The following is a 19,263-nucleotide window of genomic DNA, read 5'->3' on the forward strand; positions in this document are numbered from 1 at the left end:
GCGCCGACGTGGCATGGCCGACACGTCACCCGAGATCGCCCCTCTTCAGGCCGCCAATGAATGCCTGCCATGCATTGCCGCTCAGGCGCACGAATGGTCCGCTCGGGTTCTTCGAGTCGCGGATCGTTCTGCCGCTGCCGGGGAGGGAGGCGACTTCCACACAGTTGTCGTTCGAGGTGCTGCGAATACTCTTGCGCCAGGTGAGCGCGGCGCTGCGATCCACTGTTCACGCCTCTATTCGTGTTGAAGTTGCTCATGGCGGAGCTGTGCGTCCGGGTCACCGATCACGGGCCTGACCTGCCTCGGCATCTCGATCTCGGCATGGACGCCGTTCACGGCCGGGGCCTGCTCATCGTCGCCGCCCTGGCTGACGAGCATGGTGTCACTCCGTCCGCCGGTGGTCCCGGCAAGACCGTCTGGGCCCGCTGGTGGCACACCTCTCAGGCGTCCGGCGAGCCCCTCGGCACGTCCGTCACCCGCACGCCCGAGGAGCCGCGCGCCGCCGAGTGACGGATGCCTCTTCTCACCTGGAGGGTCAGCGCAGGGCGGGGCGTTCGGGTTTGTAGAGCCAGGCGTCGAAGAGGTCGCCGAGTTTGCGGCCGGACATCGACTCGGCGAGTTTGATGAACTCGTCGGTCGTAGCGTTGCCGTATTTGTGCTGGGTGGTCCAGGTCCTGAGCAGGTCGAAGAACTTCTGGTCGCCGATGCGCTCGCGCAGGACCTGGAGGGTCATCGCGCCGCGGATGTAGACCGAGTTGTTGAACAGGTCCTGCTTCTGGGCGATGCCCGGGGGGTACCGCCACATCGGGGCGTTTTTGGCGCTGTAGTAGTCCTCGAAGGTCTTGGCGGCGCTCAGGCCGCCGTTGTGCTCCGACCACAGCCATTCGGCGTACGTCGCGAAGCCCTCGTTGAGCCAGAGGTCCCGCCAGCGGGTGATGCTGACGCTGTCGCCGAACCACTGGTGGGCCAGTTCGTGGGCGATGATGCTCTGGTCGGGGTCGAAGCCGCCGTACATCGGCTTGGTCTGGTTCTCCAGGGCGTAGCCGGAGGAGAAATCGTCGATCACGCCGCCCGTGGACGAGAACGGGTATGGCCCGAAGACCTTCGACCAGTAGTCGGTGACCGTGGCCGAGGTCGTGTAAAGGTAGTCGAGCCGCCGGCGGAACGCCGGGTCGGTCGCGGCGTACACGGGGATGCCGCCCGGCGATCTGCCCGTCTTCACGTCGAACTTCCCGAGCGTGATCGTCGCGAGGTAGGTGGCCATCGGATGGGACTCGCGCCAGGAGAACGTGGTGGTGGGCCCGCCGTTGACCGGCTTGCCGCGCAGCTCGCCGTTGGCGATGACCGTCGTTCCGGCCGGGACGGTGATGTCGAAGTCGAAGGTCGCCTTGTCGGCGGGGTGGTCGTTGGACGGGAACCAGGTCTTGGCGCCGTTGGGCTCGCTGGTGACGAACGCGCCGTCCTTGGTGGGGATGAACCCGTATGTGCCGAGGTTGGATGAGTTGCGCACAGGGTCCGGCTTGCCGGCGTAGTCGACGGCGACCTCGAACGACGAGCCCTTCGCGATCTCCGTGGCGGGGCTCACGGTCAGCTCGTCCCCCTCGCGGGTGAAGGTCGCGGCCCTGCCGTCGACGGTCACCCTGCGGACGGTGAAGCCGTGCAGATCGAGGTTGAACCGCGAGAGGTTCTGGACGGCCTTCGCCGTGACGCTCGTCACGCCGGACAGGTTCTTGGTCGGCGGGTCGTAGGCGAGCTTGAGCCCGTAGTGGGCGACGTCGTAGCCGCCGTTGCCGTCCGTCGGGAAGTCAGGGTCGCCGATGCCCGCCGCGCCGATCGAGCCACCGGTGTCGGACGCCTGGGTGCCGCCGGGCGCGGGAGCCGCCGTGGGAGGCGTGGCGGGCATGGTCGCGCCGTTCGAGGGGGCGCAGGCACCGGTTCCGAGGAGGGCCGCCGACAGCACGGCCGTCGTCAGCCGCTTGGGCCACAAGAGCTGCATGTCTCGCAGCCTACGCGAGAAAGCGCAGGTCATCAGGCATCTACGACGATGGTAGAGGCGGCTTTGTCATGCAAAGCCTGCTTCTTTCCATCGAAGAGAATCCACAAAAGGTTTAGCAGACCGAGGCAACACACCATGCTGAAGATGCCATACAGGGCTTCTCGGACGGCCGCCTGCCCGGCCGTCACCGGCTCCTGGGTGGGGTCCTGCACGACGCGCAGCCGCATCAGCTTCTTGCCGGCCGTCTGACCGCGCCAGAAGGCCGTCAGCAGCCAGAAGTAGAGGAACCAGATCAGCCCCAGCACGATCCCGTTGCCCGTGTGGACGGCGGTCACGTCCCCTGTGGGCCCCCGCTCCACCGCCGTGGTGGAGAACGGCGAGGTGAGCACGCCCACGATGACCAGGTCGATCACGCCCGCGACCAGGCGCCGCACCCGGCCGCCGAGTGGCGCCGCCCGGCGTCCGTACGGCGGCTCGTCGGCCCCGTAGCCGTACGGCGGGGTGTGGCCGCCGTACGGGGGCTCGCCTGGTGGCGGTCCGTCGTACGGCGGCCCGGTCCCGGGTGATCGCATGAAGCGTTGATCACCAGGCGGCGCTCACCGCAAAGCCGGGGTCGCGCAAAGAACGATCACAGGTTGCCGCGGCGGTCCTGCTCGCGCTCGATGGCCTCGAACAGCGCCTTGAAGTTGCCCTTGCCGAAGCCGAGGGAGCCGTGCCGCTCGATGAGCTCGAAGAACACCGTCGGGCGGTCCTGCACCGGCTTGGTGAAGATCTGCAGCAGGTAGCCGTCCTCGTCGCGGTCCACCAGGATGCGGTGCCGCTTGAGCTCCTCGACGGGGGCGCGCACCTCGCCGATGCGGGCGCGCAGCTCGGGGTCGTCGTAGTAGGAGTCCGGCGTGTTCAGGAACTCGATCCCGGCCTCGCGCATGCGCTCGACGGTCCGGATGATGTCGTTGGTGGCGAGGGCGATGTGCTGGACGCCCGGGCCGCCGTAGAACTCCAGGTACTCGTCGATCTGGGACTTCTTCTGGCTGACCGCCGGCTCGTTGAGCGGGAACTTCACCTTGCGGGTGCCGTCGGCGACGACCTTGGACATCAGCGCCGAGTACTCGGTCGCGATGTCGTCGCCGATGAACTCGGCCATGTTGGTGAACCCCATGACCTTCTTGTAGAAGTCCACCCATTCGTCCATCTTGCCGAGCTCGACGTTGCCCACGCAGTGGTCGATGGCCTGGAAGAGCCGCTTGTCCGGCGGCGCCACGATGGGCTCGGCGGCCACGTAGCCGGGCAGGTACGGGCCGCTGTAGTTGGCGCGGTCGACCAGCGTGTGGCGGGTCTCGCCGTACGTGGCGATGGCCGCCGTCACGACCTTGCCGTACTCGTCCTCGACGACGTGGGGCTTCTCAAGACCCCGCGCGCCCGCCTTCACCGCGTGGGCGTAGGCGGCCTCGACGTCAGGGACGTCCAGGGCGAGGTCGACGACGCCGTCGCCGTGCCGCGCCACGTGGGAGGCGATCTCGGTGTCCGGGCGCAGGGAACCACGCAGGACGAAACGGGCGCTGCCCGAGGTCAGCACGTAGGCCGCCTCGTCGCGGCTCCCCGTCTCCGGGCCCTTGTAGGCCACCAGTCGCATGCCGAAGGCCGTCGAGTAGTAGTGGGCGGCCTGCTTTGCGTTGCCCACCGCGAAGACCACTGCATCCATGCCATGTACGGGAAATGCATCGCTCATGAGGCCAACTCTCAGATGTTGTGGCCTATATGTGCAAGCGTTACTAATTTTAGTGGACAAGTTGTCTGGCCAAACCGCCTCAAGGGCGGTAATCTTGTACAGCATGACGATCGACGGTCTGGACGTGCGCCTGATCTCCCTGCTCGCCGCCGAGCCGCGCGTCGGCATCCTGGAGGCGTCGCGCAGGCTCGGCGTCGCCCGGGGGACCGTCCAGGCGCGGCTCGACCGCATGGTCGAGAACGGAGTGATCACCGGGTTCGGGCCGGACATCGACCCGGCCGCCCTGGGGTACCGGGTGACCGCGTTCGTCACGCTGCAGATCCGGCAGATCGCCGGGCACGACCCCGTGAGCGGGCTGCTCGCCGCGATCCCCGAGGTGCTGGAGGTCCACACGATCACCGGCGGGGACGACATGCTGTGCCGGGTGGTCGCGCGCAGCAACGCCGACCTGCAACGGGTGATCGACCTGATCGTGGACGTCGAGGGCGTGATGCGCACGTCGTCGGTGATCGCGCTGGACACGCCGGTCGCGTACCGCGTGCTGCCGCTGGTGGCCGACACGCCCCGGCACACCGCTTCCTAGCCCGGCCGGGGTCCGCCCGCCTGGAGTCCCGGGTCCTGGGTCCGTCGGCGGCTTTCGCGGCCCGACGTTTCGGACGAAGTCGTGGCAATCAGCAGGCGCCGTCCGTACCGATCCGGGGTAACCGGGAGCGTCTCCCATGCATCCACCTGGAAATCTGCGAGCCTGTTCATACAGAGATCGACCGGTCACTCGACGCGCCGGACATCGGTGTTTATGGTTTATCGTGAACGATCCGCCCAGCTCACGGGGGTAGCTGAGCCGCAGATCGGGGGGACGCCGTGCGGGACGCAGGGAAGAAGCGCCGGCCGAGGCGCCGTCTTCTCCACCGTTTTCTCATCGCGGGTGGCGTGGCCATCCTGGGAGCCGTCGGGCTGCTGGCGCTCGCCTGGTTCCTCACGCCCATCCCCGACACGACCCAGAAGGAGGCCACCGCTCAGGGGTCTGTGTACTACTACCGCGACGGCAAGACCGTGCTGGCCTGGCAGGGGGTCAACCGCAAGAACGTCTCGATCGACAAGGTGCCCGTCCCGGTGCGTGACGCGGTCATATCCATAGAAAACCGGACTTTTTACCAGGATCGCGGCGTCTCACTCCAAGGGACGGCCCGCGCGATGTGGTCGACGTTCACCGGCAACCAGGTGCAGGGCGGCTCCACGATCACCCAGCAGCTCGTCCGGAACTACTACAGCGGGCTCGGCCAGGAGCGGTCGATCGTCCGCAAGCTCAAAGAGATCATGATCGCGCTGAAGGTCGACCAGTCCAAGCCCAAGTCCTGGGTCCTGGAGCAGTACCTCAACACGATCTACTTCGGGCGCGGCGCCTACGGCATCCAGGCCGCCGCCCAGGCGTACTTCGGCACGGACGTCGACAAGCTGACCCCGTCCCAGGGCGCCTACCTCGCGGCGGTGATCCAGCAGCCGTCGCGGTTCGCCAACCCCAAGGGCACCGACCTGGACGCGGTCAGGGCGCGCTGGCAGACCGTCGTGAACGCGATGGTGCAGACCCGGTCGATCACTCCCGCGCAGGCCGCCGAGATGGCTTTTCCCACGCTCGCCAAGCAGAAGAACCTCCTGTCGGCGACCGGCCAGAAGAGGTACATCCTCGCCCAGGTGCAGGCCGAGCTGAACCGCCGCGGATACTCGGACGAGGACATCCAGCAGGGCGGCCTGAAGATCACGACGACGTTCGACAAGAAGCTCATGGCGATCGCCGCGCGGGCCGTCACCGACACCCTGCCCGACGGCACGTCCGGCAAGGTTCGCACCGGCCTCGCCGCCGTCGACCCGGACACCGGCGAGGTCGTCGCCTTCTACGGCGGCAGGGACGCGTCCAACCAGTACGACAACGCGTTCTCGGCGAAGGTCCAGGCCGGGTCCACCTTCAAGCCGTACACGCTCGCCGCGGCGCTGGAGAACGGACTCGACCTCAACACGCTCGTCGAGGGCAACTCGCCGATCCGCGTCGCCTCCGCCAAGGACCCGATCCCGAACGCCGGCGGTGCGTCCTACGGCTCGGCCATCGACCTCGTCGAGGCCACCCGCGACTCCGTGAACACCGCCTTCGTCGACCTCGCGCAGAAGGTCGGGCTGAAGAAGGTCGCCCAGGCCGCCGAGGCGGCGGGCATCCCGGCCGCTCAGATCGCCAAGCAGAAGAACTACCCGACCTTCCCGCTCGGCACGGCGTCGGTCAGCGCCGTCCAGCAGGCGTCCGGGTTCGGCACGTTCGCGGCCGGCGGGATGCACCACGACGCGCACGTCATCCGCTCGGTGACCGACGCGAAGGGGCGCATCAGCAAGTTCACCGCCAAGGGCGTGCGCGCCTACAGCGAGAACACGGCCGCCGACGCGACGTACGCCCTGCGGCAGGTGGTCGAGGGCGGCACGGGCACCGCCGCGCGGCTGTACGACCGCCCGGTCGCGGGCAAGACCGGGACGAGTGACTCCTCCAGCTCCGTCTGGTTCGTCGGGTACACCCCGCAGCTGGCGGCGGCCGTGAACATGTTCCGCGACGACAACAAGACCGTCAGCGTGCCCGGGTACGGCGCGCTGTACGGCGGGTCGCTGCCGACGCAGGTCTGGCGGGCGTTCATGTCCGAGGCCATGGCCGGCAAGCCGGTGCAGGACTTCCCGGCGTCGTCCTACGAGCAGCAGTACAACAACTGGTACGGCGGCTGGGGCGACAACGGCAACGCCTGGGGGAACGGCAACGGCGGTGACGCCGGGTTCAAGAACCGCCAGAGGCCCGACAGGGCCCCGCGCGACCACCGGCCCACCACCGGCCCCAACGACTCCCCGCCGAGCGGCCCCGGCCCGTCCTCCCCACCCGACGACCACGGCGGCGGCCCCACCGCCCCCGGCCCCGGCCCCGACGACCCGGACGGGCAGATCCCGCCCCCGGACCAGCCCCCACCGGAAACCCCACCTCCACCAGCCTGACCCCTCCCGCAGGTGATGCGGAGACCCGGTCCGATCGGCCTGACCCGGCCCGCGGGTTGATGCCGCCCAGCCCCCGCTAGCCGGCCGTTAACGCGCGGAGTTCGCGGGTGAGGTCGGACGGGGTCGTCACGGGGAGGCGGCAGGTGAAGTCGCGGCAGACGTACGCCGCGGGCTCGCCGCCGACCAGGCCGCGCCCACGCATCAAGGGCACCTCGCCGTCGCCCAGGGCGATCACCGTTCCCGGTACGCCCGCCATGAGCGCGGCCCGTCGCAGCGCGGCCGTCCGAGGATCGTCCACGGGACCGCTGATCGCGACCTCCGGCGGCCCCGCCAGCGCGGCCTCGGCCACGGCCAGGCCCCACCCGGCGAACCGTGCGTGCCGCTCGGCGAGCACCGACACCGCGCCGAGGGCGGACTCCGCGGCCTCGCGGTGCCGCGCCGAGCCGGTCAGCGCCGCGTACGACAGCAGCGCCCCCGCCGCCGCGAACTGCCCGGACGGGGTCGCGTTGTCGGTCGGATCCGCGGGACGCTGGAACAGCCGCTCGCCGTCGTCCGCGGTGTCGAAGAAGCCGCCCGAGCCGTCGGGGAAACGCTCCAGCACGGTGTCCAGCAGGGCGCCGGCCCGCTCGAACCAGCGAGCCTCACCCGTGACGCCGTACAACGTCAGGAACCCCTCGGCGACGTCGGCGTAGTCCTCCAGGACACCCGCGTTGGGGCCCACCCGGCCGTCCCGCGAGGTGCGCGCCAGCCGCGACCCGTCGATGTGCACGCGGTCGAGCAGCTCGGCGGCCTCACGCGCCGCGCCGACCAGGTCGGGACGGCCGAACAGCGCCCCCGCCTCGGCCAGCCCGGCGATGACGAGGCCGTTCCAGGCCGCCACCACCTTGTCGTCCCTGCCGGGACGGACGCGGGCGGCACGGGCGGTCAGCAGCTCGGCGCGCACGTCGTCGAAGACGGCGCGGTCCGCGGGGTCGGACGGCAGGCGCAGCACCGACGTGCCGTGCTCGAAGGTGCCCTCGCCGGTCACGCCGAACATCGACGCCGCCCACGCCCCGCGCTCCTCGCCGAGGACCTCCGCGAGCTGCGCGGGCGTCCAGACGTAGAACCGGCCCTCCTCGCCCTCGCTGTCGGCGTCGAGCGCGGAGGCGAAGCCGCCCTCGGGGGTGCGCATCTCGCGCAGAAGCCACTCGGCGGTCTCCACCGCCACCCGCCGAGCCAGGGGAGACCCGCCGGACCGCCACCAGTGCGCGTAGACCCGCAGCAGCAGCGCGTTGTCGTACAGCATCTTCTCGAAGTGGGGGACCACCCACGCGGCGTCCACGCTGTACCGGGCGAAGCCGCCGCCGAGCTGGTCGTAGATGCCGCCCCTGGCCATCGCCTCCAGAGTGCGGCCCGCCATGTCCGCCGCCTCGGGGGTGCCGTGGCGGAGCAGGAACTCCAGCACCATGGACGGCGGGAACTTGGGCGCCGACCCGAACCCGCCGCGCGCGGCGTCGAAGCCGCGGGCCAGGTCGCGCACGGCCTCCTCGGTGACGCGGCGCGTGGGCGCGGGCCCCGGGGGCAGGGCCGTGGCCTGGTCGAGCGCCTCGACGACCTGGGCCCCCTGCGCCAGCACGGCGTCACGCTCGCTCGCCCACGCCTGCGACACGCCCGCCAGCAGCCGCTGGAACTGCTGCCGGGGGAAGTAGGTGCCCGCGTAGAACGGGTGGCCCGCCGGGGTGGCGAACACCGTCATCGGCCAGCCGCCGTGGCCGGTCATGGCGGTGGTGGCGCTCATGTAGACCGCGTCCACATCGGGACGCTCCTCGCGGTCGACCTTGACGTTGACGAACTGCTCGTTCATCAGGCGCGCCGTCTGGGCGTCCTCGAAGGACTCGTGCGCCATGACATGGCACCAATGGCACGCGGAGTAGCCGATCGAGACCAGCAGCGGCACGTCGCGGCGGCGCGCCTCGGCGAAGGCCTCCTCGCCCCACGGGAACCAGTCGACCGGGTTGCCGGCGTGCTGGAGCAGGTAGGGGCTCGTCGCGTCCTTCAAGCGGTTCATCAGACCTCCCCCGCGTACGCGGCCGCGTACGTCCGGATGACCGGCGGCGCGCCCGTCACGCGCCGTGCCCGCACCGTCGTTCCAACCCTAGCCCGAGGCTCCGACGGAAAATCCCAGGCGGCTCAGGCGCTTCTCAGATACCGGACGGACCGTATCTCCGTGCGGATGGCCGGACGCGGCCGTGGCACTTCCCGGACTGATGATCGCGGTTTAGGTTCCAGGAAGTGACTCCTCGGGGTACCCCATATCGCCGGTTTCTAGGAGAAGCTCCATGCGATTCACCCTCCGCAGGGGGTTCGGCGTCGCCACCGCGACCATGACCCTCATGCTCCCCCTGGTGTGGGCCGGACCGGCCGATGCCGGGTCCTCAGATCCCGACATCGCCGCATTAGCCCGTACGATCTCCGCGCCCGGCGTCGAGAAACACCTGCGGAAACTGCAGGAGATCGCCAACGCCAACGGCGGCACCCGCGCCGCCGGCACGCCTGGTCACGCCGCGTCCCGCGACTACGTGGCGGCGCAGCTCAAGAAGGCCGGCTACAAGGTGACGCTGCAGTCGTTCCCCTTCGACTTCTTCCAGGAGAAGTCGGCCGCCGCGCTCCAGCGGATCTCTCCCGACCCGAAGGTCTACACGCCGACCCCGCCCGACAACGGATCCCTCGGCGACTTCGCCACCATGACCTACTCGGGCTCCGGAGACGTCACCGCGCCGCTGCAGAAGGTCGACCTGGTGCTCCCGCCCCCGCCGACGCCCGGCTCCACCTCCGGATGCGAGGCGAGCGACTTCGCCGGGTTCACCCCGGGCAACATCGCCCTGATCCAGCGCGGCACCTGCACCTTCCAGGCGAAGGCGGCGAACGCCCAGGCCGCGGGCGCCAGCGGCGTGATCATCTTCAACGAGGGGCAGCCGGGGCGGACCGAGACCAACCGCGGCACCCTCGGGGACTCCAGCGTCACGATCCCGGTGGTGAGCGCGAGCTTCGCCGTCGGTCAGGAACTGGCCGCGCCCGCGTCGTCGGTCGTCCGGCTCAGGACGGACACGATCAGCGAGAAGCGCACCACGCAGAACGTGATCGCCGACTCGCGGTGGGGTGACCCGAACAAGGTGGTCCAGCTCGGGGCGCACCTGGACAGCGTCGTTCCGGGGCCGGGCATCAACGACAACGGGTCGGGCAGCGCGGCGATCCTGGAGGTCGCCTCCAAGATCGGCTTCCTGCCGACCAAGAACAAGCTGCGGTTCTCGTTCTGGAGCGCAGAGGAGCTCGGCCTGCTCGGCTCGGAGCACTACGTCGCCACCCTGTCCGCCGCGGACAAGGCCAGGACGAAGCTCTACCTCAACTTCGACATGGTCGCCTCGCCGAACTACGCGCTCAAGATCTACGACGGTGACGACTCCGACGCCACCGGCGCGCCCGCCGGGCCGCCCGGATCCGACGAGATCGAGGAGCTCTTCGAGAAGTACTTCGACACCCTGCGCCAGGGCCACGTGGGCACCGACTTCGACGGCCGGTCCGACTACGGCCCGTTCATCGAGGCCGGCATCCCCGCCGGAGGTCTGTTCACCGGCGCCGAGGGCATCAAGACGCCGGCCGAACAGGCGCTGTTCGGCGGCACCGCCGGGGTCGCCTACGACTCCTGCTACCACCAGTCCTGCGACACCATCGCGAACATCAACGGCAAGGCCCTGGCGCTGAACACCGGTGCCATCGCCACCGCCGCCCTGGTGTACGCGTTCAGCCGCGACCTGCCCGGGCCCGACACCAGGCCGGCCACCGCGGCGCGCACCACCGCGCCGCAGGCCCACGTCCACGCGCACGACGCGTCGGCGAGCTAAGACGCCGTCCGGACGGCCACGTGGCCGGGCGCTCACGCCGAGCGCCCGGCCACACTGGTGCCGGGACCGGTCAGATGATCGGGCAGCCCTCGCCTGGGACCGTGAGCGAGGTCCGGACATGGCTGATGACGACCTCGACGCCTTGATGTGAATCGCGTTGACCGTGAAAACGGCGAAGACGGCGCCGCTCGGGTGGCGGGGCGCCGTCTTCGGCTGAAGTTCTCGGGATCGCGGGGGTGGTCAGCCGGCGGTGACCATGAGGGCAATGCCGATCAAGATGACGATGGGGATCAGCCACATGATGGCCTCGATCGCGAACTCCTTGTACATCCTCGTACTACTCCCTTGCGATGATCTCTCAGGTCGCGCATGGCTTCGATGCAGCTTAACCGCATGTCACCCATGCCACGAGCGTCTCGCCCCAGCCATCCCGCCTCGACGACCATGCCGATCCCGCACCCGAGAAGGTGCTGAGAGACGACGCGACTGATTGGAACCGTATTTCTTTGGTGAGCGCTCTTTCCAAGTTTTCGTGTCCTCGGAAGAGTTGGTTGATCACACCGTTCATCATCACGCACTGAACAGGTGGGTGTTCGGTTCGCGGGCGGCGGGGGTCAGTTCTGGGTATTGGGTGACTTGTACGCCTGCCGCTTCGAGGGTTTCGGTGCCGGTGCAGTCGGCGAAGAGGGTCGGTTCCTGCCAGGCGTAGACGACGCGGGGGATGCCGGCGGCGAGGATCAGGGCCGTGCAGCTACGGGGGCGGGACGCGCGGGTGGTGCAGGGTTCCAGGGACGTGTAGATCGTGGCCGTGGCCAGGCGGGGGTCGTCGGGGGCGAGCTTGGCCAGGGCGGCTTCCTCGGCGTGGTCGTGCGGGGCGGTCTCACGGGAGTAGCCGGTCGCGAGGACGCCGCCTTCGCCGCCGACGATGACCGATCCCACGGCGAACGCGGTGAAGGACCTGGGACAGCGGCGAGAGAGCTCTACGCACTTGTTCAGCCACCGCAGGTCGGCCTCGGTGTCGTACTCAGGCGGGTTCGCGGTCATCGGTTCGTCGGTCATCGCGGCCGGTCGGAGGTGTGGTCGGCGGGCAGGTAGCGGAGGAGGACGACGTCGCCGATCGGGCGGGCCTCGGCCAAGGTCATGGGGTTGGCCGGGTTGTGAGGGAAGGCGCCATCGGTGACGAAGCGCGTCGCCCTGGAGTCGCCGACGAAGAAAGGGGCGATGACAAGGTGGAGTTCGTCGACCAGGCCTGAGGTCAGGAAGAGGGTGTGGACGGCCTGGCCGCCCTCGACCATGAGGCGGGTGACGCCGCGCTCCGAAAGGTCGGACAGGATGGCAGGGAGGTCGAGCGGGTCGCCGGCGTCCACGATGGTGGCGACGTCCGCCAGGCGGTCGCGGGCCTTGTCCGCGCAGGGGCTCGTGGCGTACACGATCTTCTCGACGTCGCCGAGGGAGAAGAAGCGGCGGCCCGGATCCAGGTCGCCGTCGCGGGTGATGGTGACCTTCAGGGGCGTCTCGGTGAGCCCGCGGGCGACGCGGTCCGCCCGCTGGGCCGGAGAGCGTACGAGCAGCCGGGGGTCGTCGGCGCGGATCGTCCCCGCCCCCACGAGGATGGCGTCACATCCGGCTCGGACCTCGTCCACGCGGTCGAAGTCTGCCTGGTTGGACAGCGCGAGCGGCGCGTCCGAGGAGTCGTCGATGTAGCCGTCGATCGACATCGCGACCGACAGCAGGACGTACGGGCGCTTCGCCAACCGAGAACCTCCACGACGGATGCCTACCATCATGGACCTTTCCAGGGCCGGCAGAGCACGTGACCCGCTCTTCGCGCGGGACGCCGATCCCTGGGACGAGCCGGGACGCGCGGCGTCCACGACCGTACGCCCGGGCGACCGCCGCACCAGGCGCCGATTTCGCCGTCGTCCCTATCACCGTCGCGGCGCCCAATTGGGGCTGTGTGGGGAGAGAGGGAGGGTGGCCCCAGGGTTAGGCGGTGGCGGTGGTGGCCTTGTCGAGCCAGGTTTGGACGAGGCGGATCACCACGGCCTCCACTACCAGCATGGCGGCCTTGGCGAGGACGGTGGCAAGGAAGCTGTACACGGTAACCTCACAGGGATTTAGGGGTGCTTCATCCATAATGCGGGATGTATGCAGTGATTTGTCCCATTTGAGGTGACTGTTTGGTGAACGTATGGTGACTCCGCGTCAGTGGTCCCCGGACGAGCCCCCCAGCCGCGTCACAACGCCCGCCACCGTCCCGCTGGCGAGCCCGATTCCCCAGCCCACAGGCCCGATCGGCCGGCAGCCGAACATGTGGCTGAGCCCGGGCACGGAGATCACCACGAACAGGGACACCAGCGACATCGACGCCGCGAGCAGAACCGTCCGGTCCCTGCCCCCGGCTGCCAGCGTCTGCGCGAGCTGGGCCGACACCAGGCCGATCAGCCCGACCGTGTCGGCGCGCGTGGCCGTGCCCGTGACGCGGGCGAGGGCCCACGACATCGAGGCCGCCGCCGCGGTGGCCGCGGCCCGGGTGTAGATGTCCCGGGTGAGCGCGTCGCCGAGTGACGCCTCCGGTCCCTCGGACAGCAGCGTCTCGGGGCTCGTCGCGCTCGGCGGGCGTATGGCGACGGCGAGCGCGGGCAGCATGTCGGTCAGCAGGTTGACCAGCAGCAACTGGCGGGCGTTCAGGGTGTTGCGCCCGGCGACCAGGTTGGACCCGACGGTGAAGACGATCTCGCCGAGGTTGCCGCCGAGCAGGATGCCGAGCGCGTCGCGGACCGAGCTCCACATGGCCCGCCCCTCGACGATGGCCTCCACGATCGTCTCGATGCGGTCGTCGGTGACGACGACGTCCGCGGAGGCGCGCGCGGCCGGGGTGGCGCGGGAGCCGAGCGCGACGCCGACGTCGGCGAGCCGGATGGCCGGGGCGTCGTTGGCGCCGTCCCCGGTCACGGCGACGACCTTGCCCGCCCGCTGGAGGCCCGCGACGATGCGCGCCTTGTGCGCGGGGGTGACCCGGGCGAAGACGGAGACGTCCGGCAGCAGCGCGGCCAGCGCGGCGTCGTCCACCCGGTCGAGCTGCGGGCCGGTCATCACGCGCAGGTCGCCTTGGAGGTTCAGCTCGGCCGCGATGGCCTCGGCCGTGCTCGGGTGGTCTCCGGTGATCATGACGACGCGGACGCCCGCGCGGGCGAGCCGCTCGACGCTGCGCGCCGCGGTGGGCCGGACCGGGTCGGCGAGCCCGAGGAAGCCGAGGAAGCACAGCCCGTCGATGCGCGATTCGTCCAGATCGCGACGGCTGGACGCGGCCCGCTCGGCGACGGCGAGCACGCGGTAGCCCTGCTGGGCGAGCCGGTCGACCTCCTTGGCGAGGGACGTGGCGGCCTCGTCGTCGAGGGGCGCCACCTGCCCGTCGCTGAGCATCGTCGTGCAGCGCGTGACCACGACCTCGGGCGCGCCCTTCACGGTGAGCACGTGCGGCTGCCCCGAACCCGGCCGCGAGGGCCGTCGCGTGCGGGTCGGCGGCGGGTCGCCGGGCTCGGTCGTGCCCAGCACGGCGTGGTAGCCCCGCGCGGACTCGAACGGCAGCTCGGCGATCCGATGCCAGCCGGGAAGCCCCTCGGTGGGGTCGACCCCGAGCTTCTCGGCCCCGTTGACGACCGCGCGGTCGGTGAGGTGCGGGACGACGCGCTCGCCGTCGAGGTTCGGGCCCGCGCGCAGCGCCGCCGCCAGGATGCGCCGGAACTCGGGCGGCAGGTTCTCGGCGGGGAGCTCCACGCGGCCGTCGGAGATGCTGCGCAGGCTGATGTGCCCCTGGGTGAGGGTGCCGGTCTTGTCGAAGCACAGCACCTCGACCCGTCCGAGCGCCTCGATGGTCGAGGGGTTGCGGACGAGCGCCTCGTGCGCCGACAGCCGTTTGGCGGCGGCGAGCTCGGCCACGGTGGCGATGAACGGCAGTCCTTCGGGGACGGCGGCGACGGCGAGGTTGACCGCCGGGGCGAGCGCTCCGGCGATGGGGGAGCGGCGCATCAGGTTGGTGGCCATCAACAGGACGCCAGACCCTATCGCGACCGGCATGATCTGCCTGCTCAGCGCGCGCAGCCGCAGCTCGACGCCGGTCGGCGGCGCCTGGACGTCCTCGAACTCGGCGGCGCGCCGCGCCTCGGTCGCCGTGCCGGTGGCGACGACCACGGCCAGGCAGTAGCCCGCCGCCACGGTCGTCCCCTGGTAGACCATGGAGCAGCGGTCGGCCACCGCGAGCGCGGCGGTCGGCAGGACGGACTTGGCGACGAGCTGCGACTCGCCGGTCAGCGGCGCCTCGTCGACCTCCAGTCCCCGGGCCTTGAGCACCCGGCAGTCGGCGGGAACGGCGTCGCCCGAGCGCAGTTCGATGACGTCGCCGGGCACGAGGTCGTCGGCCGTGGCGGACTCCGTCCCCGACGGGCGGCGCACGCGCACGGGGATCGCGGTGGCGCCGGTCAGGCGGTGCAGCGCGCGGTCGGCGTTGTTGCGCTGGGCGCCGCCGATCAGCCCGTTGACGGCCAGTACGCCCGCGATGAGCACGGCGTCCAGGGCGGACCCCACCGACGCCGACACCCCCGCCGCGGTGGCCAGCACGGGCGTGAGCGGGTTGGCGAGCTCCTCGGCGGTCGCGCGCAGCAGGGACGGGGGTCCGGTCTTCCGCCGGGTCCGGGAGGCGCTCCTGCGGCGGACGGCTTCCTCCTGGGTGAGCCCGTGGACGGTGGAGGACAGGCGTTCCAGCACGTCGGTGGCGGGCAGGGCGTGCCAGGGCGTGCGGTCGGGGTATTCGGGCAGCCCGAGGCGGCCGAGGTCGCGGGCCGACCACGCGCCCGTGGCCAGCGCGACCATCGACGCGCAGTCGCCGGCGAGCTGCACCCGGCGCACCGATCCGGCGGCGGGGGCGAGCAGCGTGAGCCCGGCCCCGAGCGCGGCCCCGGCGGCGGAGACCTTCATGCCGCGCCGGCTGGCGGCCCGCGCGGGGGCGAGGGCCCGCAGCAGCAGGTAGGCGACGTCGGGCCCGCCGAACACGTCCGCGTCCCACGGCGGGCGCCCGGACTCGGCCAGCACGCCGATGCCGAGGTCGGCCTCGCGCAGCCCGCGGCGCGCGCGGTGGGCCACCACCGCGACGCCGTGCCCGTCCCGCTGGAGGGCGCGTACCGACGAGGCCAGCCGGTCGCCGCCCTCGGTGAACGCCTCGACGCCGAGCCGCCAGGGGAGGCTCGGGTCGCCGCCCGCCAGCACCACGCGGCACGTTCCACGGGCCGCGCCGACCAGCGCCTCGGCGTACGGACGCACCTCGGGGACGACGCCGACGTAGGCCATGTTCCGGCCCTCGAAGGTGACGGCGACGGGCCGGACGCCCTTGTCGCTCCAGTGCGGCGCCCCCGCCGGCATCGCGGCGAGCGGCTCGGCGGCCCAGCCGTCCCGTTCGTGGCGTACGGTGGCGTCCGCGCCTTCGAGCATGGTGTAGATGCGGGCGTGCAGTTCGTCCACGTCCACGCCGGAGCCCAGGGTGATCACTTCGTGGACGGTCCAGGTGGCGGCCGTCAGCACGTCGGCGTCGAAGACCACCGTGTCGACGCGGTCCATGCCGCGCAGCGCGTCGCGGTCCAGCACCAGGGCGTCGCGTGTCGCGGCGGCGCGGCCCACGGTGGTGACGAACGCCTCCCGGCCGAGCCTGGCGGCCCTGGGCGTCGCCGAGACGAGCATCGCGAGCGCGCGCTCCCGGTCGGCGCCGACGGCGGCGGTGACACCGTAGGACGCCAGCGCGCCGACGCTGAGCGAGTCGGCGTACCGCTCGATCGGCCCGGAGGGCAGGGGGACGGGGCGCGGGGTGGTGGCGGCCCGGATGTGGCGGTAGGAGCCCTTCTTGGCGGCGAACCGGCCCTCCATGCTCTTCCACGCCCGCACGCCCGCGCGCGCCTCGGTCAGGCGTCCGGCGGCGGCGACGGAGTCGATGACCAGTCCGAACGGCCGCAGCGCGATCGTCTGGGCCGTGAAGCGCGTGGTGGCGAACATCAGGTTCGCGGTGGGACGCCCGACGCGGCGCTCCAGCTCGCTCCGGACGCGCGGGGTGGCCTCGGCGAGTTGCAGAAGCGCGGGCAGCGCGGCGGGCGCCTTGGCCACGCGCGTGATCCGGCCGACGACCGTCATGCCCACGCCCGCGACGCTCGCGCCGAGCTCTATGAGCGCGCGGGCGTGGTGGTCGGCCCCGTGGCGCGCCGTACACGGCACGTCATCGGCCTCCTCGGCGACGTCCATCTCGTCCACGATCGCCAGGAGCTTCCCGGTGTCGATGGACTTGGGGTCGCATGCCACGAACACGAAGCCCATCGCCCCGTTGACCTCCGCGCGCTCGGCCCCGCCGATCTCGCACAGCCGTTCTTCGAGGGCGCGGGCCGCGGCGGCGCCTCCGGGGCCGCCGGCGTGGCGCAGCTCGACGCGCACGCCGCCCGCGCAGTCGTGGACCCGCCGGGTGCCGGGCAGCAGCCCCCGGACCGGTCCGGGGAGCAGAGAGGCCAGCGCTGAGACCGGACCCCTGAGTTCACGCAGCAGGAACACGACGCCTCCGGGAGCCCGGTGCCAATACAGCGATCAGACCGCGTCGGGCCCGCGGTCTGATCGTTCGATCATAAGTGTGCCCAGGTCAGGCGCTTGGACGCCTCTCCGGCGAAGTGTCGGATTTCTGGGTGGCGGCGGCGTTACGCGACGCCGTGGCGCCGGTGCTGCGCGAGGACGTGCTCCCGGTGGCGCGCGTGGACCGGGGTGTGGTGCCGGTCGTACGTGACGCGGCCCGCGTCCCCGCGCGGGAGGTCGTCGCGCGCGTGGTGCCACGCGTCGTCCTGCTCGTGGACCTGCCGGTGGTGGTGGTCCGCGCGCCGGTGGTCGTGGACGGCCGCGCCGCCGCTTCGGACGGCTTGCGCTCGGCCCCCTTGGCCGCGGCGGCGCAGGCGCGCTGGGCGATCAGCGTGCCGGCCCCGATTGCGGCGGCCACGGGCCACTCCAGCAGGCCGACGGCCGCGAGCAGGCCGAGCCCGCCGTAGTAGGCGATGCGCTCGGGCGGCGGGAGGAAGGTCCTGGCGGTCTCCATGGCCCGGTTCATTTCCTGGCCGCGGCGCCGTGTCCCGCCCATCAAGCGCGGCATTCTCGGCATGTGGGGCCGGTGGACGCTCACGCTGACGACCGGCGTGTCCATACTGAACAGGTCGCCATCGTGTTCGGCCGCCGACGGCGTGCCTGTTCGACCGGTGCGTGACGTCTGGGTCACGGTCATAGCCCCCTCCTCAAGGTGCGAGGAAATACCTCATTTCACCTCCTGCCCAGCTCAAGGGCCATCACAAGGGCCTTTCATCCCGTCCTTCCAAATTCTTGGTCAAGCGGAAAGGCCGCCTCCGGGGCGCGCGTCGTGCCAACCGAGGGTGTGACGCTGTCGCGTTCGCCGCCATGAGCGTAATCTCAGAGGGCGTGAGGCTGGATCTCGACTTCGTGTGTGAGTACGCGGGCCGCCCCCCGGGCCGCCTGACCAGGCGGGACATCGCGCGGGCCCTGCTCGCCGTGCCCACCGGCCAGGCGCTGGTGGCCCTTCCCGACCTCCGCCGGGCGATGCTGGCGGCCGGTAACCCGCTGTCGGCCCGGTTCTGGGACTCGGCGAAGGCCACCCTGGCGTCCATCGAGATGGGCGTGGCCACGGTGGGGGACGTCCAGCGGTGGCTGGAGGCGACCGGCACCGAGCCGATCCTGATCACCCGCGCCTACTTCGTCTGGCCCGAGGAGGGCGAACGCGGGCCGGTGGCCTCGGAGCTGCACGACCGGCTCGTCGCCCACCTGGAGGACCAGGTCGCCGGCGGGCACATTGACCCCGACCGCCTCGCGTCCGGCGACACCGCAGCCCGCGAGGTGTACGAGGACATCCAGGACCGCTGGCTGATCTCGCCCCTGCCCGACGGCCGGGTGCCCGGTTCGGCGGTCAACGACGAGCTGGAGGAAGGGCTGTTCGCCACCTGGGACGAGGAGGAGGCGTTCGCCCTCAGCGAGCTGCGGCGGGTGCTCGCCGACCTGCCCGAGCCCGACCTGCCGTCCGACGACCTGCGGGACGCCGCGCGGCGGCTGCGCGTCCTGCTCGACGAGCCCGGCTACCCCGGCTCGGTGCTCAGGGCCTGCGCCGGCATCGACGACGAGCCGCTGCCCGAGAACGACACCGAGCTGTGGCTGACGGTGGCGGCGGGCATCGCCAGCCCGGTCTCCGACCTGCAGGACGAGGACGCCCACCAGTTCTGGAACCTGCAGGCCGAGCTCAGCGAGGAGGACGCCGCGCTGGCCGCGCTGTGCACGATCCACCACGCCGACTGGCTCGCCGCCGTGACGGCGCTCGTCCGGCGCGGGCCCGGCGTCCTCGCCTCCCCGGAGCGGATCGCCCGGTTCGTCGCCGAGTCCGAGGACATCGACGTCGAGATGGACGACCCCGAGGACCTGCGGACCACCGAGGAGCTGTTCACCTCGGTGATGCCGCTGTGGAAACGGCTCGGCATCGTGGACCAGCGGGGGATCCTCACCCCGCTCGGCTGGTGGGGCCTGCCGAAGGCGCTGGAACTGGCCTGGTCCCCGAGCTGAGCGTC

At 71.2% G+C, this 19,263-nt stretch carries 14 protein-coding genes; 5 read left to right on the forward strand and 9 right to left on the reverse strand.

What is annotated here, in order from left to right; genetic code table 11:
• Nucleotides 1–25: 25 nt before the first annotated feature.
• A complete protein-coding gene (locus AB0H21_RS21640; protein ID WP_358519188.1) occupies nt 26–223 on the reverse strand; it encodes a DUF397 domain-containing protein in 198 nt (65 codons plus the stop codon).
• A gap of 17 nt (nt 224–240) precedes the next feature.
• Between AB0H21_RS21640 and AB0H21_RS21645 the strand changes: the two genes are divergently transcribed.
• Entirely contained in the window at nt 241–510 is a 270-nt protein-coding gene (locus AB0H21_RS21645; protein ID WP_358519191.1) for an ATP-binding protein, read from the forward strand.
• 25 nt (nt 511–535) lie between these two features.
• Here AB0H21_RS21645 and AB0H21_RS21650 read toward each other — a convergent pair whose 3' ends face one another.
• From AB0H21_RS21650 to hppD, 3 genes are read right to left on the reverse strand one after another with little or no spacing between them, the layout of a single operon-like run.
• Nucleotides 536–1,996, reverse strand: coding sequence for a M1 family metallopeptidase (locus AB0H21_RS21650; protein ID WP_358519194.1), 1,461 nt, complete (start codon nt 1,994–1,996; stop codon nt 536–538).
• Between the two features lie 32 nt (nt 1,997–2,028).
• Nucleotides 2,029–2,568 (reverse strand): RDD family protein, encoded by a 540-nt coding sequence (locus AB0H21_RS21655; protein ID WP_358519197.1) that lies wholly within the window; start codon nt 2,566–2,568, stop codon nt 2,029–2,031.
• Nucleotides 2,569–2,624: 56 nt separating this feature from the next.
• Entirely contained in the window at nt 2,625–3,698 is a 1,074-nt protein-coding gene (hppD, locus tag AB0H21_RS21660; protein ID WP_358519200.1) for a 4-hydroxyphenylpyruvate dioxygenase, read from the reverse strand.
• A 130-nt stretch (nt 3,699–3,828) separates the two neighbouring features.
• On the opposite strand from hppD, the gene AB0H21_RS21665 reads away from it, so the two are divergent.
• Complete coding sequence (locus tag AB0H21_RS21665) at nt 3,829–4,308, forward strand: Lrp/AsnC family transcriptional regulator (RefSeq protein WP_358519203.1); 480 nt, start codon at nt 3,829–3,831, stop codon at nt 4,306–4,308.
• Between the two features lie 347 nt (nt 4,309–4,655).
• A complete protein-coding gene (locus AB0H21_RS21670) occupies nt 4,656–6,743 on the forward strand; it encodes a transglycosylase domain-containing protein (RefSeq protein ID WP_358519206.1) in 2,088 nt (695 codons plus the stop codon).
• A gap of 76 nt (nt 6,744–6,819) precedes the next feature.
• Here AB0H21_RS21670 and AB0H21_RS21675 read toward each other — a convergent pair whose 3' ends face one another.
• A complete protein-coding gene (locus AB0H21_RS21675) occupies nt 6,820–8,790 on the reverse strand; it encodes a thioredoxin domain-containing protein (protein WP_358519209.1) in 1,971 nt (656 codons plus the stop codon).
• 271 nt (nt 8,791–9,061) lie between these two features.
• Here AB0H21_RS21675 and AB0H21_RS21680 point away from each other — a divergent pair, with 271 nt between their 5' ends.
• Nucleotides 9,062–10,624: a M28 family metallopeptidase gene (locus AB0H21_RS21680; protein WP_358519210.1), complete on the forward strand. Its 1,563-nt coding sequence runs from the start codon at nt 9,062–9,064 to the stop codon at nt 10,622–10,624.
• Nucleotides 10,625–11,194: 570 nt separating this feature from the next.
• Here AB0H21_RS21680 and AB0H21_RS21685 read toward each other — a convergent pair.
• The 4 genes from AB0H21_RS21685 to AB0H21_RS21700 all read right to left on the reverse strand — a co-directional run bounded on the left by AB0H21_RS21685 (nt 11,195) and on the right by AB0H21_RS21700 (nt 17,921).
• Nucleotides 11,195–11,668 (reverse strand): deaminase, encoded by a 474-nt coding sequence (locus tag AB0H21_RS21685; protein WP_358519811.1) that lies wholly within the window; start codon nt 11,666–11,668, stop codon nt 11,195–11,197.
• A gap of 11 nt (nt 11,669–11,679) precedes the next feature.
• Nucleotides 11,680–12,378: a dihydrofolate reductase family protein gene (locus AB0H21_RS21690; protein WP_358519212.1), complete on the reverse strand. Its 699-nt coding sequence runs from the start codon at nt 12,376–12,378 to the stop codon at nt 11,680–11,682.
• Between the two features lie 451 nt (nt 12,379–12,829).
• Nucleotides 12,830–17,209, reverse strand: a complete 4,380-nt coding sequence (locus AB0H21_RS21695; protein WP_358519214.1) for a cation-translocating P-type ATPase — start codon at nt 17,207–17,209, stop codon at nt 12,830–12,832.
• Nucleotides 17,210–17,294: 85 nt separating this feature from the next.
• The gene (locus AB0H21_RS21700) at nt 17,295–17,921 is read right to left on the reverse strand and encodes a hypothetical protein (RefSeq protein WP_358519217.1); all 627 of its coding nucleotides are present in this window, start codon (nt 17,919–17,921) and stop codon (nt 17,295–17,297) included.
• A gap of 191 nt (nt 17,922–18,112) precedes the next feature.
• On the opposite strand from AB0H21_RS21700, the gene AB0H21_RS21705 reads away from it, so the two are divergent.
• Entirely contained in the window at nt 18,113–19,258 is a 1,146-nt protein-coding gene (locus tag AB0H21_RS21705) for a hypothetical protein (RefSeq protein ID WP_358519220.1), read from the forward strand.
• Nucleotides 19,259–19,263: the final 5 nt, after the last annotated feature.

Source organism: Sphaerisporangium sp. NPDC051011 (genome assembly GCF_040653595.1).
Taxonomy (GTDB): Bacteria; Actinomycetota; Actinomycetes; order Streptosporangiales; family Streptosporangiaceae; genus Sphaerisporangium.